Annotated in this window: 19 protein-coding genes; 11 read left to right on the top strand and 8 right to left on the bottom strand. The window is 69.5% G+C overall.

The annotated features are described in order from the left end of the window. The first annotated feature begins 45 nt into the window (after positions 1–45). From ACP2AD_RS08495 to rsmA, 3 genes are read left to right on the top strand one after another with little or no spacing between them, the layout of a single operon-like run. Positions 46–1,371: a foldase protein PrsA gene (locus tag ACP2AD_RS08495; RefSeq protein WP_425229642.1), complete on the top strand. Its 1,326-nt coding sequence runs from the start codon at positions 46–48 to the stop codon at positions 1,369–1,371. Further along, a complete protein-coding gene (gene pdxA, locus ACP2AD_RS08490) occupies positions 1,364–2,362 on the top strand; it encodes a 4-hydroxythreonine-4-phosphate dehydrogenase PdxA (protein WP_425231127.1) in 999 nt (332 codons plus the stop codon). Before ACP2AD_RS08495 ends, pdxA begins: the two co-directional genes overlap by 8 nt. Then, the gene (rsmA, locus tag ACP2AD_RS08485; RefSeq protein WP_425229641.1) at positions 2,359–3,198 is read left to right on the top strand and encodes a 16S rRNA (adenine(1518)-N(6)/adenine(1519)-N(6))-dimethyltransferase RsmA; all 840 of its coding nucleotides are present in this window, start codon (positions 2,359–2,361) and stop codon (positions 3,196–3,198) included. The genes pdxA and rsmA overlap by 4 nt, the downstream gene beginning before the upstream one ends. Here the strand turns inward: rsmA and ACP2AD_RS08480 are convergent, their stop codons facing one another. From ACP2AD_RS08480 to guaB, 4 genes are all read right to left on the bottom strand, one after another. After that, the gene (locus ACP2AD_RS08480; protein ID WP_425229640.1) at positions 3,199–3,702 is read right to left on the bottom strand and encodes a tetratricopeptide repeat protein; all 504 of its coding nucleotides are present in this window, start codon (positions 3,700–3,702) and stop codon (positions 3,199–3,201) included. A gap of 37 nt (positions 3,703–3,739) precedes the next feature. After that, positions 3,740–4,906, bottom strand: a complete 1,167-nt coding sequence (locus ACP2AD_RS08475; RefSeq protein ID WP_425229639.1) for an RsmB/NOP family class I SAM-dependent RNA methyltransferase — start codon at positions 4,904–4,906, stop codon at positions 3,740–3,742. A 121-nt stretch (positions 4,907–5,027) separates the two neighbouring features. Next, positions 5,028–5,384, bottom strand: coding sequence for a hypothetical protein (locus ACP2AD_RS08470; RefSeq protein ID WP_425229638.1), 357 nt, complete (start codon positions 5,382–5,384; stop codon positions 5,028–5,030). A 164-nt stretch (positions 5,385–5,548) separates the two neighbouring features. Beyond that, a complete protein-coding gene (guaB, locus tag ACP2AD_RS08465) occupies positions 5,549–7,006 on the bottom strand; it encodes an IMP dehydrogenase (RefSeq protein WP_425229637.1) in 1,458 nt (485 codons plus the stop codon). Positions 7,007–7,193: 187 nt separating this feature from the next. Here guaB and ACP2AD_RS08460 point away from each other — a divergent pair, with 187 nt between their 5' ends. Continuing rightward, positions 7,194–8,948 (top strand): DUF885 domain-containing protein, encoded by a 1,755-nt coding sequence (locus tag ACP2AD_RS08460; RefSeq protein WP_425229636.1) that lies wholly within the window; start codon positions 7,194–7,196, stop codon positions 8,946–8,948. A gap of 341 nt (positions 8,949–9,289) precedes the next feature. Here ACP2AD_RS08460 and ACP2AD_RS08455 read toward each other — a convergent pair whose 3' ends face one another. Then, complete coding sequence (locus ACP2AD_RS08455) at positions 9,290–10,915, bottom strand: phosphoenolpyruvate carboxykinase (protein ID WP_425229635.1); 1,626 nt, start codon at positions 10,913–10,915, stop codon at positions 9,290–9,292. A 149-nt stretch (positions 10,916–11,064) separates the two neighbouring features. On the opposite strand from ACP2AD_RS08455, the gene ACP2AD_RS08450 reads away from it, so the two are divergent. From ACP2AD_RS08450 to ACP2AD_RS08420, 7 genes are all read left to right on the top strand, one after another. Continuing rightward, complete coding sequence (locus ACP2AD_RS08450) at positions 11,065–11,772, top strand: response regulator (RefSeq protein ID WP_425229634.1); 708 nt, start codon at positions 11,065–11,067, stop codon at positions 11,770–11,772. Further along, the gene (locus ACP2AD_RS08445) at positions 11,741–13,360 is read left to right on the top strand and encodes a stimulus-sensing domain-containing protein (protein ID WP_425229633.1); all 1,620 of its coding nucleotides are present in this window, start codon (positions 11,741–11,743) and stop codon (positions 13,358–13,360) included. The genes ACP2AD_RS08450 and ACP2AD_RS08445 overlap by 32 nt, the downstream gene beginning before the upstream one ends. After that, on the top strand, positions 13,353–13,784 hold the full coding sequence (locus tag ACP2AD_RS08440; protein ID WP_425229632.1) for an HPr kinase/phosphorylase: 432 nt from the start codon (positions 13,353–13,355) through the stop codon (positions 13,782–13,784). The genes ACP2AD_RS08445 and ACP2AD_RS08440 overlap by 8 nt, the downstream gene beginning before the upstream one ends. After that, a complete protein-coding gene (rapZ, locus tag ACP2AD_RS08435) occupies positions 13,781–14,698 on the top strand; it encodes an RNase adapter RapZ (RefSeq protein WP_425229631.1) in 918 nt (305 codons plus the stop codon). Before ACP2AD_RS08440 ends, rapZ begins: the two co-directional genes overlap by 4 nt. A 3-nt stretch (positions 14,699–14,701) precedes the next feature. Further along, positions 14,702–15,109 carry a PTS sugar transporter subunit IIA gene (locus ACP2AD_RS08430; protein WP_425229630.1) on the top strand — a complete coding sequence of 136 codons (408 nt, stop codon included), beginning with the start codon at positions 14,702–14,704 and terminating at the stop codon, positions 15,107–15,109. A gap of 10 nt (positions 15,110–15,119) precedes the next feature. After that, complete coding sequence (locus ACP2AD_RS08425; protein ID WP_425229629.1) at positions 15,120–15,398, top strand: HPr family phosphocarrier protein; 279 nt, start codon at positions 15,120–15,122, stop codon at positions 15,396–15,398. A gap of 151 nt (positions 15,399–15,549) precedes the next feature. Next, positions 15,550–16,344, top strand: a complete 795-nt coding sequence (locus tag ACP2AD_RS08420) for a TrmH family RNA methyltransferase (RefSeq protein ID WP_425229628.1) — start codon at positions 15,550–15,552, stop codon at positions 16,342–16,344. Between the two features lie 12 nt (positions 16,345–16,356). Here ACP2AD_RS08420 and ACP2AD_RS08415 read toward each other — a convergent pair whose 3' ends face one another. The 3 genes from ACP2AD_RS08415 to recR all read right to left on the bottom strand — a co-directional run bounded on the left by ACP2AD_RS08415 (position 16,357) and on the right by recR (position 19,192). Then, positions 16,357–17,703, bottom strand: coding sequence for a DNA recombination protein RmuC (locus ACP2AD_RS08415; RefSeq protein WP_425229627.1), 1,347 nt, complete (start codon positions 17,701–17,703; stop codon positions 16,357–16,359). Positions 17,704–18,002: 299 nt separating this feature from the next. Further along, a complete protein-coding gene (gene def, locus ACP2AD_RS08410) occupies positions 18,003–18,527 on the bottom strand; it encodes a peptide deformylase (RefSeq protein WP_425229626.1) in 525 nt (174 codons plus the stop codon). A gap of 68 nt (positions 18,528–18,595) precedes the next feature. Continuing rightward, a complete protein-coding gene (gene recR, locus ACP2AD_RS08405; protein ID WP_425229625.1) occupies positions 18,596–19,192 on the bottom strand; it encodes a recombination mediator RecR in 597 nt (198 codons plus the stop codon). Positions 19,193–19,275 lie beyond the last annotated feature (83 nt).

Here is a 19,275-nt window from a genome sequence, read left to right as displayed (position 1 = left end):
AGTGACGACAGAGTGATCAGGCGTTTCAGAAGCGTGTGTGCAGCCGTGGCGGCGCTGGTGACGATCGGCGCGGGAGTTTCCGCTCAGACGGTGCCGGACCAGAGCGCGCCGGAAACCGGCGGACTGGATATCCCGGCCAATCTGCAGATTTTCGGGCGGTTCGATCCCAACATCCGCAAGCCGACCGCGGTCGTCAACGAGACGGTGATTACCGGCACCGATGTCGATCAGCGCATGGCGCTAATCGCGCTGTACAACAACGTGCCGGTGGCGAGCATCACGGGCGACGAGCGCGACCGGTTGCGGCTCCAGGTGCTGCGCCAGCTGATCGACGAAACCCTGCAGCTGCAGGAGGCGAAGACCGCCGAGATCACCGTCACGCCGCCTGAGATCGAACAAGCGTTCGCGCGCACCGCGCAACAGAGCTTTCACGTCACGTCGCCGGCGATGCCCGCGCTGCTGCAGCGCGCGGGCACGTCCGAGCGGACCCTGCGCCATGAGATCGAGGCGGAGCTGGCGTGGCAGCGCTATCTGCGGCGCAAGATCTCGCCCTTCGTCAACGTCAGCGATCAGGAGGTGGCGGGCATCCTCCACCGCCTGGAGCTGGCGCGCGGGACCCAGGAGTTCAACGTCCGCGAAATCTTCCTGCGCGCGACGCCCGCCAACGAGCAGCAGGTGTTCGCCACCACGCGCCAGATCATCCAGCAGCTGAGCGCCGGCACGCTGACCTTCGACGCGGCGGCGCGCCAATATTCGCAGGCTTCGACCAGCAGCGTCGGCGGCGATCTGGGCTGGGTGCGCGCCAACGTGCTGCCTTCCGAGCTCGCACAGGCGGCGCAGGAGATGCAGATCGGGCAGGTTGCGGGACCCGTGCAGAACTCTGGCGGTTTCTCCATCCTGTACATGACCGACAAGCGGCAGGTGCTGACCGCCGATCCGCGCGATGCGCGCCTCAGCCTCAAGCAAATGACGCTGCGATTCCCCGCCGGGATCACCCAGGCTGATGCGACCGCGCGCGCCGCGGCGTTCGCGACCGGGCTGCGGACGCTGCAGGGGTGCGGCACCGTCGAGCGCATCGGCGCGTCGCTGGGCGCCGAAGTGGTCGACAACGACGCGGTCCAGCTCCGCGCGCTGCCGCCGCAGCTGCAGGAGATCGTGCTGCACCTGCAGATCGGTCAGGCGACGCCGCCCTTCGGCTCACCGACCGAAGGCGTTCGCGCGCTGGTGCTGTGCGGACGCGATGATCCCACCACCGCACAGCTGCCGCGCGCCGATCAGGTGCAGGACCAGCTGGAGCAGACCCGCGTCAATCTGCGCGCGCAACAGCGGCTGCGTGACCTGCGGCGCGATGCGGTGATCGACTATCGGTAAGCCGGCGCTGCGCCCGCTCCCGCTGGCGGTGGCAATGGGCGATCCGGTGGGTATCGGGCCCGAGATCATTGGCAAGGCGTGGCGCGCCAGGGAGGCGGAGACGCTGCCGGTGTTCGCCGCGGTAGGCGACGCTAACGCGGCGTGGGGCGTGCCAGTCGAGGTGATCGGGACGGTGGCCGAGGCGTCATCCATCTTTGACCGCGCACTACCGGTGCTCGCCGTCGCCGAGGCGGGCCGCCACGCGCCGGGGACGCCCACGCAGGCGGGGGCACGCGCCGCGTTCGCATCGCTGACCGCTGCGACCGGCCTTGCACGCGCCGGTGACGCTGCGGCGCTGGTGACCGGACCGGTGGCGAAAGCACAGCTCTATGCGATCGGGTTCGATGCGCCAGGGCAGACCGAGTTCATCGCGGACCGGTGCGGCGTCGCCCGGCGTGACACGGTCATGATGCTGGCGGGGCCGTCGCTCCGCGTCGTGCCGCTGACGGTGCATGTGCCGCTCGCCGATGTCTCGCGGCTGCTGACCGTGGAGCTGATCGTCGCCAAGGCAATCGCGACGGCGGCGGGACTGCGGCGCGATTTTGGGATCGCCGCACCGCGGCTCGCGGTGGCGGGGCTGAACCCGCACGCAGGCGAGGACGGCACCCTCGGGCGCGAGGAGATCGACGTCATCGCCCCCGCCGTCGCGGCGCTGCGGGCGCAGGGCATCGATGCCCGCGGGCCGTTCGCGGCCGACACGCTGTTCCATGCACGAGCGCGCGCCGCCTATGATGTGGCGCTGTGTCCGACGCACGACCAGGCGCTGATCCCGATCAAGACGCTCGACTTCGACGAGGGCGTCAACATGACGCTCGGCCTGCCAATCGTGCGGACATCGCCCGATCACGGCACGGCCTTCGACATCGCGGGTAAGGGCATGGCGCATCCGGGCGCGATGATCGCCGCGATCCGGATGGCGGGCGAGGCGGCGGCCCGGCGCGCCGGAGCGTGACCCCTGACCTGCCGCCGTTGCACGCCCTGCCCGCTCTTCGAGACGTGGTGGCGCGGCACGGGCTGCAGGCCTCGAAGGCGCTGGGGCAGAACTTCCTGTTCGATCAGCGGCTGCTCGCCCGGATCGCGGCGATCCCGGGCGACTTGGCCGACGCGGCGGTGCTGGAGGTTGGACCCGGTCCCGGCGGGCTGACCCGGGCGCTGCTCGCGGCGGGTGCGCGGGTGACGGCGGTGGAGCGCGACCGGCGGTGCCTGCCGGCGCTGGCGGAACTGGAGTCGGTATATCCCGGACGGCTGCGGGTGATCGAGGGAGACGCGCTGGCGATCGATCTGCCGGGGCTGTTCGACGCTCCCGCGCATATCGTGTCCAACCTGCCGTACAATGTCGGCACCGCGCTGCTGGTCCAGTGGCTGACTGCCGCATGGCCGCCCTGGTGGGCATCGGCGACGTTGATGTTCCAGCGCGAGGTGGCGGAGCGGATCGTCGCAGCCGCCGGTAGCGGTCATTACGGCCGGCTGGCGGTGCTTGCCCAGTGGCGCGCGGCGGCGCGGATCGCCATGCCGGTGCACCGCTCCGCGTTCACGCCGCCGCCCAAGGTGATGTCGGCAGTGGTCCATCTGGCGCCGGGCGCGTCGCCAGCAGGCGTAGAGGTCGCCGTACTGGAGCGGCTGACCGCGGCGGCGTTCGGAAAGCGGCGCAAGATGCTCCGGCAGAGCGTCAAGGCCGTGCCGGGCGCGCTCGCGGCGCTGGACGCGCTCGCGATCGATCCGGCGCGGCGGGCGGAAACCGTCACCGTACCGGAGTGGATCGCAATGGCGCGGCTGCTGTCGGGCTGACTATTCGTGCGCTGCGGCAGGGACGGGTGTCACCGCCTGCGCCGTCGCGACCGGCGGTCCGTGGGCGATCGCGGCGGTCAGCTGGGCGAGCTGAGGGCAGCCGCCACGGCACAGCGTGCGCACCCTGGCGAGGTTTTCACGCGCGCGATTGACGGCGCCGCGGCGGACCAGCGCCTCGCCTTGCCCCGCCAGCGCGACGACGTCGTTGGGCTCCAGCTCCAGCGCCTCGCGGTACAGCCTGATCGCCTTTCCGGGCAGATTGCGTGCTTCCGCGATTTCGGCGAGCTGGATGAACGCCTGCCGATTGCGAGGATCGACCGCGGCCGCCGCCTCCAGCGCGTCCTGCGCCGCGTCGAGATCGCCCGCAGCGCGCGCCGTCTTGCCCTCCGTCAGCAGCTGCAGCGAGCGCGTGTCGATCGCCGCAGCGGGACGCTGCCCCGCAAGCGAGGTGGATATGGAGAGCACGGCCAGCGAACCGGCGAGCACGAGCGGCAGGGAACGCATCATCATCTCCAGACGGGATCGCACGCGCAGCAGGCTATCACGGTGCCCGGAACCGCGCGACAAAAAAGCCGTCTGTATCGTCGTGCGCCGGATCGAGCCGCCAGCCGGCGCCGTGCGCACAGCCTGCGGACAGATCGACCTGCTCGGCCGCCCAGCCGCTGCGCGCCGCGAAGGCGGCGGCCTGATCGGCGCCTTCCACATCAAGTAGTGAACAGACGACATAGACCAATGCGCCACCCGAACGGAGCAGCGGTGCGGCGATGTCGAGCAGGCGCGCCTGGGTCGCGGCGAAACGCGCGAGCCGATCGGCGTTGAGCCGCCAGCGCGCCTCCGGATTACGCCGCCAGGTGCCGGTGCCCGAACAGGGCGCGTCGACAAGCACCGCGTCCGCCCTGCCCTGCCACCCGGCCAGTGCCTCGCGTTCGCGATCGGGATCGAGCAGCAGCGTTTCGATAATCCTCGCGTCCGCCTTTTGGGCACGCATGGGCAGCCGCGACAACCGGCCGCGATCGGTGTCGCAGGCGACGATGCGGCCGTCATTGACCATCGCGGCCGCGAGCGCGAGGCTCTTGCCGCCTGCGCCCGCACACAGGTCGACAACGGTTTGTCCCGGGCGGGCGTCAACGGCGAGCGTCACGAGCTGACTGCCCGCGTCCTGCACCTCGACGCGGCCGAGGACCGGGGCGATGTCGGTCCCCGCGGGCAGGCGCAGCGCGGCGGACAGGCCCGCGATCGGCCTGCCGCCGATCTCTGTCGCGACCGCTGCCGGGTCGGCGAGAAGCGTGTTGACGCGAACGTCGAGCGGCGCACGGTCGATCAGCGCATGCTGCCCCGCGGTATCGATCCCGGACGCCGCCAGCAGCTCGGCGAGCCAGGCGGGCGCGACGCCGGCCGTGGCGATCCGCTCGCCCGGAGCGATGGCTGCAGGCCCGTGTGGCGAACCGTCGAAGGTGGCGGCGACCGCCGGATCGGCCTTCGCCAAGAGCAGCAGCGCCGCGCGCCCGCTCTCCGGCCGCTCACCGGCGGCGCGGACCGCGGCGTAGACCAGCGCGCGCACGGCCCGGCGGTCCTTCGATCCTGCATAGCGCCGCACCGCGAAGTATCGGCCGATCAGCGTATCGGCCGCCGGGCCATGGTCGCGTGCGGCGGCGATGATGGCGTCGAGCAACTCGATAGCGGCTTGGGTACGGGCGGCAGGGGTCATCGCAGCTACTCGATCCTCACCCTGCAGGACTCGCTAAGGCCATGTCCGCGGCCAGTGTGCCGCGGCTCGCCGGCCACCAATGGTCATAGCCGCACGCCGCACGCGGGTCGAACGGCGATGCTCAAGGAACCGGCTTGCGTCCGAAGCCGCGCGGCGCCGCCGTCGCGACAACCGGCGAGGTGGATCGCTCCGCACGGGGCCGTGCGACTGCGGCCGGGGGGTCGGCGGCGACGCCGGCCGGTGCGGCGGGATCGGCGTTACTGCCGCGGAACGCACGAAAAGCGCCGATGCCGGCATAGATGAAGCAGGCGAGCGCGCCGATCGTGGCGACCAGCGCGAAAAGGTGGTATTGAAGTGCCCCGGCATTGTTGCCGGTTGCATGGTCGATATCGCCCAACTCGCCGATCAGCTTGCCCAATCGGTACAAGCCAAAGCCGATGCCTGCAGGGAGCGCAGTGCGGGTGAAGGAGAGCGCCATGCGCGGCCGGATAGCGGCGCAGGGTTAAGCATTTTCTACCCGCGCCGATGCGATCTGCATCGCAACGGCAACTCACCGACGTTGACCGGCGGCGTGGGCGACAACGCTGCTTCCCGCCAGCTGCGCTCGGCCGAATGGTGCGTTTGGTGCTGCCCGCACATGCGTCATCGCGTGGGGTAGTTCGGTGCTTCCCTGGTGATCGTCACGTCGTGGACATGGCTTTCGCGCAGGCCGGCGCCGGTAATCTGCACGAAGCGGGCGCGGGCGCGGAGTTCATCGAGGGTCTGCGCGCCGGTGTAGCCCATCGCTGCCTTCACCCCGCCGACGAGCTGATGGACGATGTCGCGCGCCGGGCCTTTGAAGGGGACCTGGCCCTCGATACCCTCGGGGACTAGCTTCATCTGGTCCTTGACGTCGCCCTGGAAATAGCGGTCGGCCGAACCGCGACCCATCGCGCCGACCGAGCCCATGCCGCGATAGGATTTGTACGCGCGGCCCTGGTAAAGGAAAGTTTCGCCCGGCGCCTCCTCAGTGCCTGCGAGCAGCGAGCCGATCATCACCGACGATGCGCCCGCCGCCAGCGCCTTGGCGATGTCGCCCGAGGTGCGAATGCCGCCGTCGGCGATCACCGACACGCCCGCGGCGCGGCCCGCCTCGGCGCACTCCATTACGGCGGTCAGCTGCGGCACGCCGACGCCGGCGACGACGCGGGTGGTGCAGATCGAGCCGGGGCCGATCCCGACCTTGACCGCGTCGGCGCCCGCACCAGCCAGCGCGCGGGTTGCCTCGGCGGTGGCGACGTTGCCGGCAACGACCTGAACCGAGTTGGAGAGCTTCTTCACCCGCTCGACCGCGCGCGCGACGTCGCGGTTGTGGCCATGCGCGGTGTCGATCACGACCAAGTCGCATTCGGCGTCGACCAGAGCCGCGGTCCGTTCATAGCCCTTGTCGCCGACCGTGGTCGCGGCGGCGACGCGGAGGCGGCCGGCGGCGTCCTTGGTCGCGTCGGGATAGGTCACCGCCTTTTCGATGTCCTTGACGGTGATGAGGCCGATGCAGCGATAGGCGTCGTCGACGACCAGCAGCTTCTCGATCCGGCGCTGATGGAGCAGGCGGCGCGCCTCCTCCTGCCCTACCCCATCGCGGACCGTCGCAAGGTTGTCGCGGGTCATCAGCTCGGCGACAGGCTGGGCGAGATGTTCGGCAAAGCGGACATCGCGGTTGGTGAGGATGCCGACCAGCTTGCCGTCGGCCTCCACCACCGGGATGCCGCTGATCCGGTGGCCGGTCATCAGTGCGCGCGCGTCGGCCAGCGTCGCGGTCGGCGCAATAGTGATCGGATTGACCACCATGCCCGATTCGTAGCGCTTGACCTGACGGACGGCGGCGACCTGCTCCTCGACGGAGAGGTTGCGGTGGAGCACGCCGACGCCGCCCAGCTGCGCCATCGCGATCGCCATGTCAGCCTCGGTCACCGTGTCCATCGCCGACGAAAGGATGGGGATATTGAGACCGATGCCGCGCGTCAGCCGCGTCCGGGTGTCGGCGGCGGTCGGAAGCACGTCCGATTCGGCGGGAATGAGGAGGACGTCATCGAAGGTGAGGCCGAGGCGGATGTCCATTTGTGGCTCTTAGCGAGGTCAGGGCGGGAGGCAAGGCAGTCCGCCCCCCTCCCCTGTAGGGCAGCGAGGGGGGTGGCGTGGCGTCACAAGCGCAGTGCTCGGGGAGAGGCCCCACCCCAACCCCTCCCCCGCAGGGGGTGGGCGATACTCGCTTGCGGCCGTCGCCGCCTTCGCCGAAGCTGGCGAGATGCTGACCCGCCGCGCTGTCCTCGCCGCCACCACCGCCACCGTCGCGGCGGCCGCCGTTCCCGCCTTCGCGGCCGGCGACGATCCGACGGTTGCGCTCGACGCGATCGCCGAGCGGTTCCTGCAGGATTATCCGGCGCAGGCGTCGGAGCTGGGGGTCGACACCGGCGCGCGCGCGGCGCTGCGCGGGCGGCTGGCGGACCGCAGTCCGGCGGGACTCCAGGCGATCGCAGGGCATCTGCGCGACGGCTTGGCGCGGCTCGAGCGGCTGGACCCCAGGCGGCTCGACCCGGCGGCGCGGGTGCATGTCGACGTGGTGCGGACCGCCTACACCAGCGCGCTGGAGGGGTTCGCCTTTGCCTATGGCGAGGTCGATGTCGGCGGGTGGCGCAACTCGCCCTATCCGGTGATCCAGAATGTGGGCGCGTTCATCGACGTGCCGCGGCTGCTGACGGGCACGCAGAAGCTGGACAGCGTCGGCGACGCCGATGCCTATCTGGCGCGGCTGGCGGGCTATGCGGCGCAGCTGGAAGGCGAGACCGAGCGCGTGCGGCTGGGCACGGCAGCGGCGGCGGTGCCACCCGACTTCCTGCTCGACAAGGCGATAGCCGCGCTGACCCTGTCGCGCGGCGGCGATCCCGCGGGGTGGCCAGTGGTGACGACGCTGGCGTCGAAGTTTCCGGCGCGCGCAGCCGAAGCGGTGCGGCTGTGCCGGGAGCGGGTCGTCCCGGCGCTCGACCGGCAGATCGCGGCGTTGCGCGACCAGCGGGCACGGGCGGGGAGCGACGCGGGGGTGTGGCGGCTGCCGCAGGGCGACGCCTATTACCGCTGGGCGCTGGCGGCGGCGACGACGACGACGCGCTCGCCCGACGAGATCCATCGCCAAGGTCTGGACGAGCTGGCGCATTACCAGTCGGAAATGGACGCTATCCTGCGGCCGCTCGGCTACACGCAAGGATCGGTCGGCGCGCGGATGACCGCGCTCGGACGCGACCCGCGCTTCCTGTTTCCCGACAATGATGCCGGCCGGGCGCAGATCATCGCCTTTATGCAGGTGCAGATCGACGCGATCCGGCCGAAGCTGCCGGGCGCCTTCGCGCATCCGGTGCGCGGGCAGGTGGAGGTGCGACGAATCCCGTCGGCGGAGGAGCCGGGCGCCGCGGGCGCCTATGGCGGCGCGGGCGCGATCGACGGCTCGACGCCGGGCAAGCTGTGGATCAACCTGCGCTCGCCCGGCGCGCTCCCCCGCTATTCGCTGCCGACGCTCGCCTATCACGAGGCGATCCCCGGCCATGTCTGGCAGGGCGAATATGCCTTCCGCCTGCCGGTGATCCGCAACCTCCTGAGCTTCAGCGCCTATCAGGAGGGCTGGGCGCTCTATGCCGAGCAACTGGCCGACGAGCTGGGCATGTACGCCGACGCGCCGGTCGACCGGCTGGGCTTCCTGCAATCGATGGCGTTCCGCGCGGGTCGGCTGGTGGTCGATACCGGGCTGCACGCGAAGCGCTGGACCCGGGACCAGGCGATCCGCTGGTTCGCGGCGGCGAACGGCCAGGATCCGGGCGAGGTGACGAGCGAGGTCGACCGCTATTGCAGCTGGCCGGGCCAGGCATGCGCGTACAAGGTCGGGCATTCGGAGATCCTGCGGCTGCGCGCAGCAGCGCGCGGACGGCTGCACCTGAAGGCGTTTAACGACCGCGTGGTTCAGGCCGGGCCGGTGCCGATGACGGTGCTGGCGCGGATCGTGGCGGCATAGCCTGCGGCGTCAGAAAGCGCGTCACGGAGCCGCGCCGAGCCTACACGACCCCGTGTCCATGCTGCTAATCATCTTAATTGTGCGCTGGATACTTAGGTCTGTCCGGCTAACGACGTACGACAACAGCCTGTTCTGGAAGCGTACCTCTGTTGGCGTGAAGGCGGCAGGATAGCTTTCCGAATAGCCGGTCGATCTAAGTGCGGTGGTGACAGAGCCGTTCGCCTCGTCAGCTGTCACGTCCAATACTGCGTCGTTACCGGGAAGGTACATTGCAGATAGGTCGACTGACCAGTCAGGGCAGCTAAAAGAAATAAGCTTACTATTAATTTAGAATCCTTCGCTCAGGCCGGCTCGCTGACCTTCGTCACCTTGGGCGCGGCCTGGCGGACGCCCTCGTCGACATGCTCCGCGAACTGAGCGAAGTTGTCGACGAACTTGTCGACCAGCTCGGCCGCGGTGGCGTCATAGGCCTGCTTGTCGAACCAGGTCGCGCGCGGATCGAGGATCGTGCTGTCCACCCCCTGCACCGCCACCGGCACCTGGAAGCCGAAGTTCGGATCGGTCCGGAACTCGGCCGCGTTGAGGCTGCCGTCGAGCGCGGCGTTGAGCAGCGCGCGGGTGACCTTGATCGGCATGCGGTGGCCGACGCCGTATTTGCCGCCGGTCCAGCCGGTGTTGACCAGCCAGCAATCGACCCCGCCCGCGGCGATCCGCTCCTTCAGGAGATTGCCGTAGACCGACGGGTGGCGCGGCATGAACGGGGCGCCGAAACAGGTGGAGAAGGTCGCGTCGGGCTCGACCACCCCGATTTCGGTGCCTGCAACGCGCGCGGTGTAGCCCGAAAGAAAGTGATACATCGCCTGGTCGGGAGTCAGCTTCGCGATCGGCGGCATCACGCCATAGGCGTCCGCGGTCAGGAAGATCATGTTGGTCGGGACGGGCCCGAGATTGTCGCGCGACGCATTGGGGATGAAGTTGATCGGATAGACGCCGCGGCTATTCTCCGCGAGCGTCGGATCGTCCAGGTCGAGCGTCCTCGCTTCGGCGTTCATGACGACGTTCTCGAGCACGGTGCCGAAGCGCTTCGTCACCGCGAAGATCTCCGGCTCCGCCTCCGCCGACAGCCGGATCATCTTGGCATAGCAGCCGCCCTCGAAATTGAAGACCGCGGTGTCGGACCAGCCATGCTCGTCGTCGCCGATCAGCGTGCGCGTCGCATCGGCCGACAGCGTCGTCTTGCCGGTGCCCGACAGGCCGAAGAAGATCGCAGTGTCGCCCTTGGGCCCGATATTAGCCGAACAGTGCATCGGCATGACGCCGGTCGGCGGCAGCAGGTAGTTGAGCAGGCTGAACACCGACTTCTTCATCTCGCCGCCATAGCGCGTGCCGCCGATCAGGATCAGCCTGTCAGTGAACGACACGGCGATCACCGTCTCGCTGCGGCAGCCGTGCCGGGCCGGGTCGGCGCGGAAGCTCGGCAGGTCGATGATCGTGTAATCGGGGCGAAAGCCTGCCAGCTCACGCTCTTCCGGACGGACGAGCATGTTGCGGATGAAGAGGTTGTGCCAGGCGAACTCGTTGATCACGCGCACCTTGACCCGGTGCGACGGTTGCGATCCGCCGAACAGGTCCTGAACGAACAGCGTCTCCTTGGCGCTGAGCGCAGCGAGAAAGTCGGTCTTGAGCGCGGCGAAATGCGCAGGATCCATCGCCTGGTTCGACTTGCCCCACCAGACGGTGCTCTCGGTCGCGGCGTTGCGGACGATGAAGCGGTCCTTGACCGAGCGGCCGGTATGCGGCCCGGTCTCGACCACCAGCGGACCGTCGGCTGCGAGCTTGCCTTCCTCGCGCGCGACCGCGGCCTCGACCAGCGCAGGCGCGACCAGGTTCCAATGGACCTGCGCATTCGTATGTAGATCGTGACCGAGCCCCTCTGCCAGGCCGATCGCGGGAACACGCTGGCTCAACGTAAACCTCTCCATTCAATTGCTTGGAGCGCCTGCCCGGCACTTGCCGCGGCGCTTATCGGCGGCGCTTATCGGCGGCGGGGCACAGCGTCAAATAGGTCAGCGCTGTCGGTTGAGCCGGGCGTCCAGTTCCGATACGCCCCGTCGCGATGACGGCGACGATTGCCCTGGTCGATGACGACCGCAACATCCTGACCTCGGTGTCGATCGCGCTGCAGGCGGAAGGCTTCCTGACGCGGATCTATTCGGACGGCGAGACCGCGCTGAAGGCGCTGGTCGAGAATCCCACCGACCTCGGCATCTTCGACATCAAGATGCCGCGGATGGACGGGCTGGAGCTGCTGCGGCGGTTGCGCGAGCGGAGCCGAATGCCCGTCATCTTCCTGACCAGCAAGGACGATGAGCTGGACGAGGCGCTGGGGCTGGCGATGGGCGCGGACGATTATATCGCCAAGCCATTCAGCCAGCGGCTGCTGATCGCCCGCGTCCGCGCCATTCTGCGCCGGACCGAAGCGCGCGACACCCTTCCGGGCGAGTCGACGGAGGAGGCGGCCGGACCGATCGAGCGTGGACGGCTGTCGATGGACCCGGCGCGGCACCGCACCACCTGGGCGGGCGGCGCGGTGACGTTGACGGTGACCGAGTTCCTGATCCTGGAGACCCTCGCGCAGCGGCCCGGCATCGTGAAGACCCGCAATCAGCTGATGGACGCGGCCTATCAGGACGACATCTATGTCGACGACCGCACCATCGACAGCCACATCAAGCGGCTGCGACGCAAGTTTCGCGCGGTAGACCCGCAGTTCGATTCGATCGAGACGCTGTATGGCGCCGGCTACAGGTTTTCCGACGAGTAGCCCGCCGGTGAGCGATCCTCCGGCAACCGACGCGCTGGAGGGCAGCGATCTAGCGCTGCGCTGGTCGGGGCAGATCTCGCTTACGCGACGCATCCTGGCGGTAAACATAGTCGCGCTGCTGCTGCTGGCGGGGGGGTTCTTCTATCTCGATTCGTTCCGATCGCGGCTGATCGACAGCCGGGTGGCGCAGGCGTTGCGCGAGGCGCGGCTGATCGGCGAGGCGATCACCGCCGGCGGCACGCGGCGGCGCGACGAGCTCGTGGTGCGGCTGGCGCAGGATTCGGGCGTGCGCGTGCGGCTCTACGACAACCGCAACACGCTGATCGCCGACAGCCGCGCGCTGGGGGTGCGCAACTTCGTGCTGAGCGACCCCGACAAGGACGATTGGGGGCAGGCGATCGCGCGTTTCCTGGACGCGACGATCGACACGGTGGTCGGCGCGCCGCGGCCGCCGCTGTATCGCGAGCGGCGCAACGGCGCGGGCTGGCCCGACGCGAGCGCTGCGCGCGACGGCAAGATCATCGCCGCGACCGTGTGGCGCGCGCCCGACCGTACCCCCGTCATCACCGCCGCTTCGCCGATCGGCGACGACGGCGTGGTGCTGACGGCCGTCAACGCGCGTGACATCACGCAGGTGGTGCGGGTCGAGCGGTTCCGGCTAGGCATGGTGCTGCTGGTCGTGACGCTGTTGTCGGTACTGCTGTCACTATTCCTGGCGCGCACGATCGTCCGGCCACTGCGGCGGCTGGCGCGCGCGGCGGTGCGGGTGCGGCTGGGGCGCGCGCGCGAGGTGGTGGTGCCACGCCTCCCCGACCGGCGCGACGAGATCGGCAGTCTGGCGCGCGCACTGTCCGACATGAGCCTGGCGCTGCGCGCACGGATTGATGCGATCGAAGCGTTCGCGGCGGACGTGGCGCACGAGCTGAAGAACCCGCTCGCCTCGCTGCGATCGGCGGTCGACGGATTGGGGCTGGTCAGCGACCCGGCGCTGCAGGCGAGCCTGCTCGGCATCGTCAGCGACGACGTGCGACGGCTGGACCGGCTGATTACCGACATCGCCGAGGCGTCGCGGCTCGATGCGCAGCTGAGCCGTGCGACCTTCGAGCCGATCGACGTCGCCGCGCTGCTGGAAGGTCTGCTGGGCCAGCGCGAGGAGCGCGGGCATGAACGCGGGGTGCGCATCCGCTTCGACCGCGCCGGTGAGGGGCCGTTCACGGTGCTGGGCGAAGGCGCGCGGCTGGAGCGGGTGTTCGAGAATCTGCTCGACAATGCGGTTTCCTTCTCTCCCGGCGGCGGGCTGGTGACGGTGGCCGCGGCAAGCGATCGCGACACCCTGGTGGTGCGCGTCGAGGACGAGGGCGTCGGCGTGCCCGAGGACGCGCGCGAAACGATCTTCCGCCGCTTCCAGTCGATCCGCCCCGAGGCGGAGGCGTTCGGGCAGCATTCCGGCCTCGGCCTCGCGATTGCGCGGACCATCGTGGAAGGGCATCAGGGTCAGGTGACGGCGGAAGCGCGTGAGGACCGGCTGGCAGGGGCACGTTTCGTCGTGCGCCTGCCGCTGATGCGGGGCGGCAGCGCTCGTGGCTGAGCCGGCCGTGGTGACCCTCCATGCCACCACCGTCGCGATCGGCGGACAGGCGGTGGTGATCGAGGGCGCCTCGGGCGACGGCAAGTCCGATCTGGCGCTGCGGCTGATCGACCGCGGCGCGGTGCTGGTCAGCGACGATCGCACGACGCTGACCCGCGACGGCGACCGGCTGACGGCGCAGGCGCCGGCACGGATGGCGGGGCGGATGGAGGTGCGCGGGCTGGGCATCGTCAGCGTGCCGCATACTGGCGACGTGCCGGTCGCGCTGCTGGTGCGGGTCGGTGGCGAGGATGAGCGGCTGCCCGCGCGCGAGGAGCGCGAGATCGCAGGTGTGACCGTCCGCCTGCTAAGCGTCGACGCCTTTCGGCCATCGGCCGCGATCAAGGTCGAGTGGGCACTGAGCCGCCCGGAACTGCCCGCATGAGCGGGCAGTCGGTCCTGATCGTCACCGGCATGTCGGGCGCGGGCAAATCGACCGTGCTCAAGACACTGGAGGATCTGGGGTGGGAAGTTGTCGATAACCTCCCCCTTCCCCTGCTTGGCCGGGTGCTCGGCGCGCCGGCCGATGGCGAGGAGCAGCCGCGACCGCTAGCGCTGGGGCTGGGTTCCACCACCCGCGACTTCGATCCCGATCGCGTGATCGCCCGCGTCACCGAGCTGCGCAAACGCGAGGATGTTTCGATCGGCACCCTGTTCCTTGACTGCGCGGGAAGCGAGCTGGGGCGGCGCTATGCCGAGACGCGGCGGCGGCACCCGCTGGCCGACGATCGTCCTGCCGCCGACGGCATCGCGCAGGAACGCGAGCTGCTGGCGCCGTTGCGCGAATGGGCGAACCGGCTGATCGACACGACGACGCTGTCCGCGCACGAGCTGGCGGGGCAGGTGCGCCAGCTGTTCGCGGGCGGCGATAGCGACGCGCCGGTGCTGTCGGTTATGTCGTTCGGCTTCGCGCGCGGGCTGCCACGCAGCGCAGATCTGGTTTTCGACATGCGTTTCCTGCGCAACCCGCATTGGGACGCGGCGTTGCGGGCGGGCACGGGACTGGACCCTGACGTCGCGGCCTATGTCGTTGCCGACCCGGCCTATGAGGAGGCGGTGGGACGGATCGAGGCGCTGATCGCGCTGCTGCTCCCGCGCTACCGGGCGGAGGGTAAATCCTATGTCACCGTCGCGATCGGCTGTACCGGCGGGAGACACCGGTCGGTCCACGTCGCCGACCGCATCGCGGGCTTCTTGCGCGGCCGCGGCTTTTCGCCCACGGTGCTGCATCGCGACCTCCGGGCCGCGCCGCAGGACTCGCTGGAAGACCGGCCGGTCGATGGGGATAGAAGCGTCTAGCACATGATCGGCTTGGTTCTGGTAACCCATGGGCGGCTGGCGGAGGAGTTCGCCACCGCGATGCAGCATGTCGTCGGCCCGCAGGAGCAGGTCGCGACCGTATCGATCGGCCCCGAAGACGACATGGAGGGACGGCGCGACGACATCGCCGCGGCGATTGCCGCGGTGGATGGCGGCAAGGGCGTCATCGTGCTGACCGACCTGTTCGGGGGCACGCCGTCAAACCTCGCCATCTCGTTGATGGAGCGCGGCCGCGTCGAGGTGATCGCGGGGATGAACCTGCCGATGCTGATCCGGCTCGGCTCGGCGCGCAAGGCGATGAAGGTCGTCGACGCGGTGGCGGCGGCGCGCGAGGCGGGGCGTAAATACATCTCGGTCGCGTCCGAAGTGCTTGGCGCAGCGGCCGCATGAGGATCGGGGCGTGAGCGATGTCTCAAAGACCGTCGCGATCACCAACCGGCGCGGGCTCCACGCGCGCGCGTCGGCCAAGTTCGTGACGCTGGCGGCGCAGCAGCCCTGTGAGATACTGGTCGAAAAGGACGGGTCGGGCGAGCCGGTAACGGGCACCAGTATCATGGGGCTGATGATGCTGGGCGCGGCGATGGGCGATTCTATCCGCATCAGCGCCAGCGGCGACGAAGCGGCGGGCGTGGTCGACACGATGGCGGCGCTGGTCGAGGGAAAGTTTGGTGAGGACTGAGTGACGCCAAGCGGATTGGCCCGCCAATTCGCCGGTTCGGGCGTCACTCCGGCCGGCATAGCGCAGCTACGACCGACGGCGCGGCTTTGCCGTGGCGGGATCGAGCTGGCCCTCCCCCTGATCGTATCGCCGGCGGCGGCAATCTAGCACAATGCCGAGAACAATCACCGCCTATTCCAATCCGCTCGTCAAACATGCACGAGACCTGCGCGACAAGCGGCATCGGCGGGAAAAGGGTCAGTTCCTCGCCGAGGGGCTCCGCATCCTGACGGAAGCGCGCGACGCGGGGCGGCTGCCGGTACAGGTTTTCTTTGCGGAGGCGAGCGCGGTGCACCCGTTGGTGCAGGCGCTGGTCGCCGACGTCGAACGGGCGGGCGGCGAGGCGATTGCGACAACGCCCGCGATCCTCGCAAAGCTGTCGGGCAAGGACAATCCGCAGGCCGTGGTTGGCGTCTTCGAGGCATGGGAGACGCCGCTGGACGCACTCGATCGTGATGCGAGCAGTATCTGGCTGGTCGCCGAGCGCCTGCGCGACCCCGGCAACCTCGGCACCATCCTGCGCACCGGCGATGCGGTGGGTGCGGGCGGGCTGATCCTGATCGGCGAGTGCGTTGACCCCTTCTCGGTCGAGGCGGTGCGCGCGAGCATGGGGGCATTGTTCACCGTGCCGGTGGCGCGGGCGGAGTGGGCGCCGTTCCTGGCGTGGCTGCGCGCCGGCCCGGGGCAGCTGGTGGGGCTGAGCCTGGACGGCGGCGACTATCACGGGGCGCGGTACGATGCGCCGACGTTCCTGCTGACCGGCAACGAGGCGCAGGGGATGCCGGAGGAGTATGCCGCCGCGTGCGACCTGCTGGTCAAGCTGCCGATGCTGGGCAAGGCCGACAGCCTCAACGCGGCGGTTGCGACCGCGGTGATGGCATATGAGGTGCTGGGGCGGCAGGGCTGACGACCTGCCTCGTCACTCCGCTGCCTCGTCGAGCACCGCCAGCTTAGTCAGCGGCCGGACGGCGCTGTCGATCACCGCGGGGGTGTCGATCGGCTTGCCGCCCGTGTCGACATTGAGCGTCTCGAAGCGCTTGGCTTGGGTCAGAACCTGCGATTCGAGGCTGCCGACGAAGCTGTTGTAGGCGTCGTTAGCAGTGGCGAGGTTTTTGCCCAGGCGGCTGACGTGCGCGCCCATGGTGCACAGACGGGCGTAGAGGTCCTTGCCCAGTTCGGCGATCGCCCTCGCCTCGCCCGCCAGCTTCTCCTGCCGCCACACCGCTGAGACGGTGCGCGCGATTGCGATCAGGTTGATCGGCGTGGCGAGCAGGACGCGATGGCCGTGCGCCCAATCCCAGAGGTCGTTCTCCTGCTCCATCGCGGCGGTGAGGAAATGCTCGCCGGGGATGTACATGACGACATACTCGGCCGCGTCGCCGAACTGCTGCCAATAGGCCTTCGAGCCGAGCTGCTGGACGTGGTTGCGGATGGAGGCGAGGTGCGCCTTCAGATGCGCCTTGCGCGTCGCCTCGTCGGTCGCGTCGGCGGCGTCGAGAAAGGCGTTGAGGCTGCACTTGGCGTCGATGATGAGCTGGCGCCCGCCGGGCATCGAGACGATCACGTCGGGCCGCAGCCGGCCGTCCTCAGTGTCGACCGACACCTCCATCCGGAAATCGGCGTAGGGCGAGAGGCCGGCCTGTTCGAGGACGTTCTTAAGGCTCTGCTCCCCCCAGCGACCCCGTGCCTTGGGGGCGTTGCGGAGCGCGTTGACCAGGCGTGCGGCCTCGGTCGAGACACGCTCCTGCCCTTCGCGCATGGCCTGGATCTGACCGTCGAGCGCGCCGAAGGCGGTGCGGCGCTCCTGCTCGACCCGGTCGACGGCCTGCTCGTACTTGGTGAGGCGATCGTTCACGGGGGCGAGCAGCTGCGCGATCTTCTCGCCCTGCAGCTTTTCCGATTCGGCGAAGCGCTGGTGCGCGCGGTCGAGGAACTGTGTCTGGGCGGTCTCCAGCGCTTGGGCAGCGGCGTGGCCGAACTGCGCGGTCATCGTCTCGCGCGCCTGTTTGAGTTCGTCGAGCGTCCGGGCGTGCGCCGCTTCGCGTTCGGCGGCGCGCTCTTTCATCCCGCGCAGCTCCTGGTGCGCGTCGTTGCGCTCGCGTTCGACCGCTTCCTTGGTCTGGCGGACCAGCTCGGCATCGGCGGCCCTGCTTTGCGCGACGGCGAGGTCGCTCGCCAGCGTGCCGGCGCGGCGACTTGCTATCAGCCAGCCGATCGCAAGGCCGATCGCTGTCGCCAGCAGGGCGACGAGAACAAGCTCAGCCACGGCGGATGGTCACACTCGGGTCACACCGACCCGCATCGCCGGGGACGCCGTGCCGCTGCGTCGCGGTCCGAAGTTGTCGAAGTTGCTGTGAAAACGACAAGTTTGGACCCCTTCTTCTCGCCCAAAGCTCGGCGATCTCGACCGGAACGTAGCCGGAACGGGGCATGTAGAACAGGGGAAAAGAAGAAGCCGCGGATACCGCGGATTAGCGCAGCGGCGAAGCCGCGTCGCCGGTCCTCGGCGGTGCCGAAGCCCGCAGGGCGGCCGCCTCTCGCGACCAGCTCCGCTGCTCGCGTGGGCTAGGCCGCCTTGCGCTGCTTCGTCAACTTCCGCATCACCATGTCGCGCTTCAGCCGGCTGAGATGATCGGTGAACAGCACGCCGTTGAGATGGTCGATCTCGTGCTGCATGCAGGTGGCGAGCAGGCCGTCCATCTCCCCCTCGTGAGTCGCGCCCGCCTCGTCCTGCCAGCGGACGCGGCAGCGGGCGGGGCGGGTGACCTCGGCATATTGTTCGGGAATCGACAGGCAGCCTTCGTTGTAGACGGACGCCTCGTCGGAGACCTCCAGCACCTCGGGGTTGACGTAGGCGCGGGGGTGCCGGACCGGCTTGTCCTCCTCGTCGCGCTCTTCCTGCAGGTCGATGACGAGGACGCGCCGGTCGACGCCGACCTGGATCGCGGCGAGCCCGATACCGTGGGCGTTGTACATGGTCTCGGTCATATCGGCGATGAGCGAGCGCAACCTGTCGTCGAAAGCCTCGACCGGGCGGGAGACGAGGCGGAGACACGGATCGGGAACTTCGACAATGGGGAGGACGGCCATCGGGGGCAGCTAGGTTTCGGCGGGTGAAGCGTCAAGCAGGCGCGCGGCGCGACAGTGACCCCACGGGATCAGGAGACTGGCCGTCGCGCCCGCAGCGCCTGCGCCAGCGTGCCCTCGTCCAGATAGTCCAGCTCGCCGCCGACCGGCAGGCCGTGGGCGAGCTGCGTCACGCGGACGGGAAAGCGCTGGATGCGTTCGGCGACGTAATGCGCGGTGGTCTGACCCTCCAGCGTCGCGTTCATCGCGAGCACGACCTCGTCGACCCCGCCCGCCTCGACGCGGCGGACGAGCGTGTCGATCGCCAGGTCCTCCGGCCGCACGCCCTCCAGCGCCGACAGCCTTCCGCCGAGCACGTGGAAGCGGCCGGGGAAGAGCCGCGAGCGGTCGAGCGCCCACAGGTCCGCGACCTCCTCGACCACGCACAGCGCGCGCGTGTCGCGGCGAGGGTCGGCGCAGATGCTGCATGGGTCCGACGTGTCGACGTTGCCGCAGGTGGTGCAGGTGGCGAGATTGGCCTCGACCGCCTGCAGCGCGGAAAGCAGCGGGCCGAGCGCGGCTTCGCGGCGCTTGAGCAGATGCAGGACGGCGCGGCGAGCCGAGCGCGGCCCAAGGCCGGGCAATCGACTCAACGCCTGGGTCAGGGTCTCGATCTCGCGGGAGGCCATATCCGCTATATGGCGATCGGCAGAAGCGGTCGCCAGCCCGGCGCGCTTCAGCCGATCAGGGCGCAGCAACCTGTTCGCGCAAG

Source organism: Sphingomonas sp. (genome assembly GCF_965248875.1).
Classification (GTDB): domain Bacteria; phylum Pseudomonadota; class Alphaproteobacteria; order Sphingomonadales; family Sphingomonadaceae; genus Sphingomonas.
Note: the sequence above shows the minus strand (reverse complement) of the source record. Positions and strands in the feature narration are given on the sequence as shown.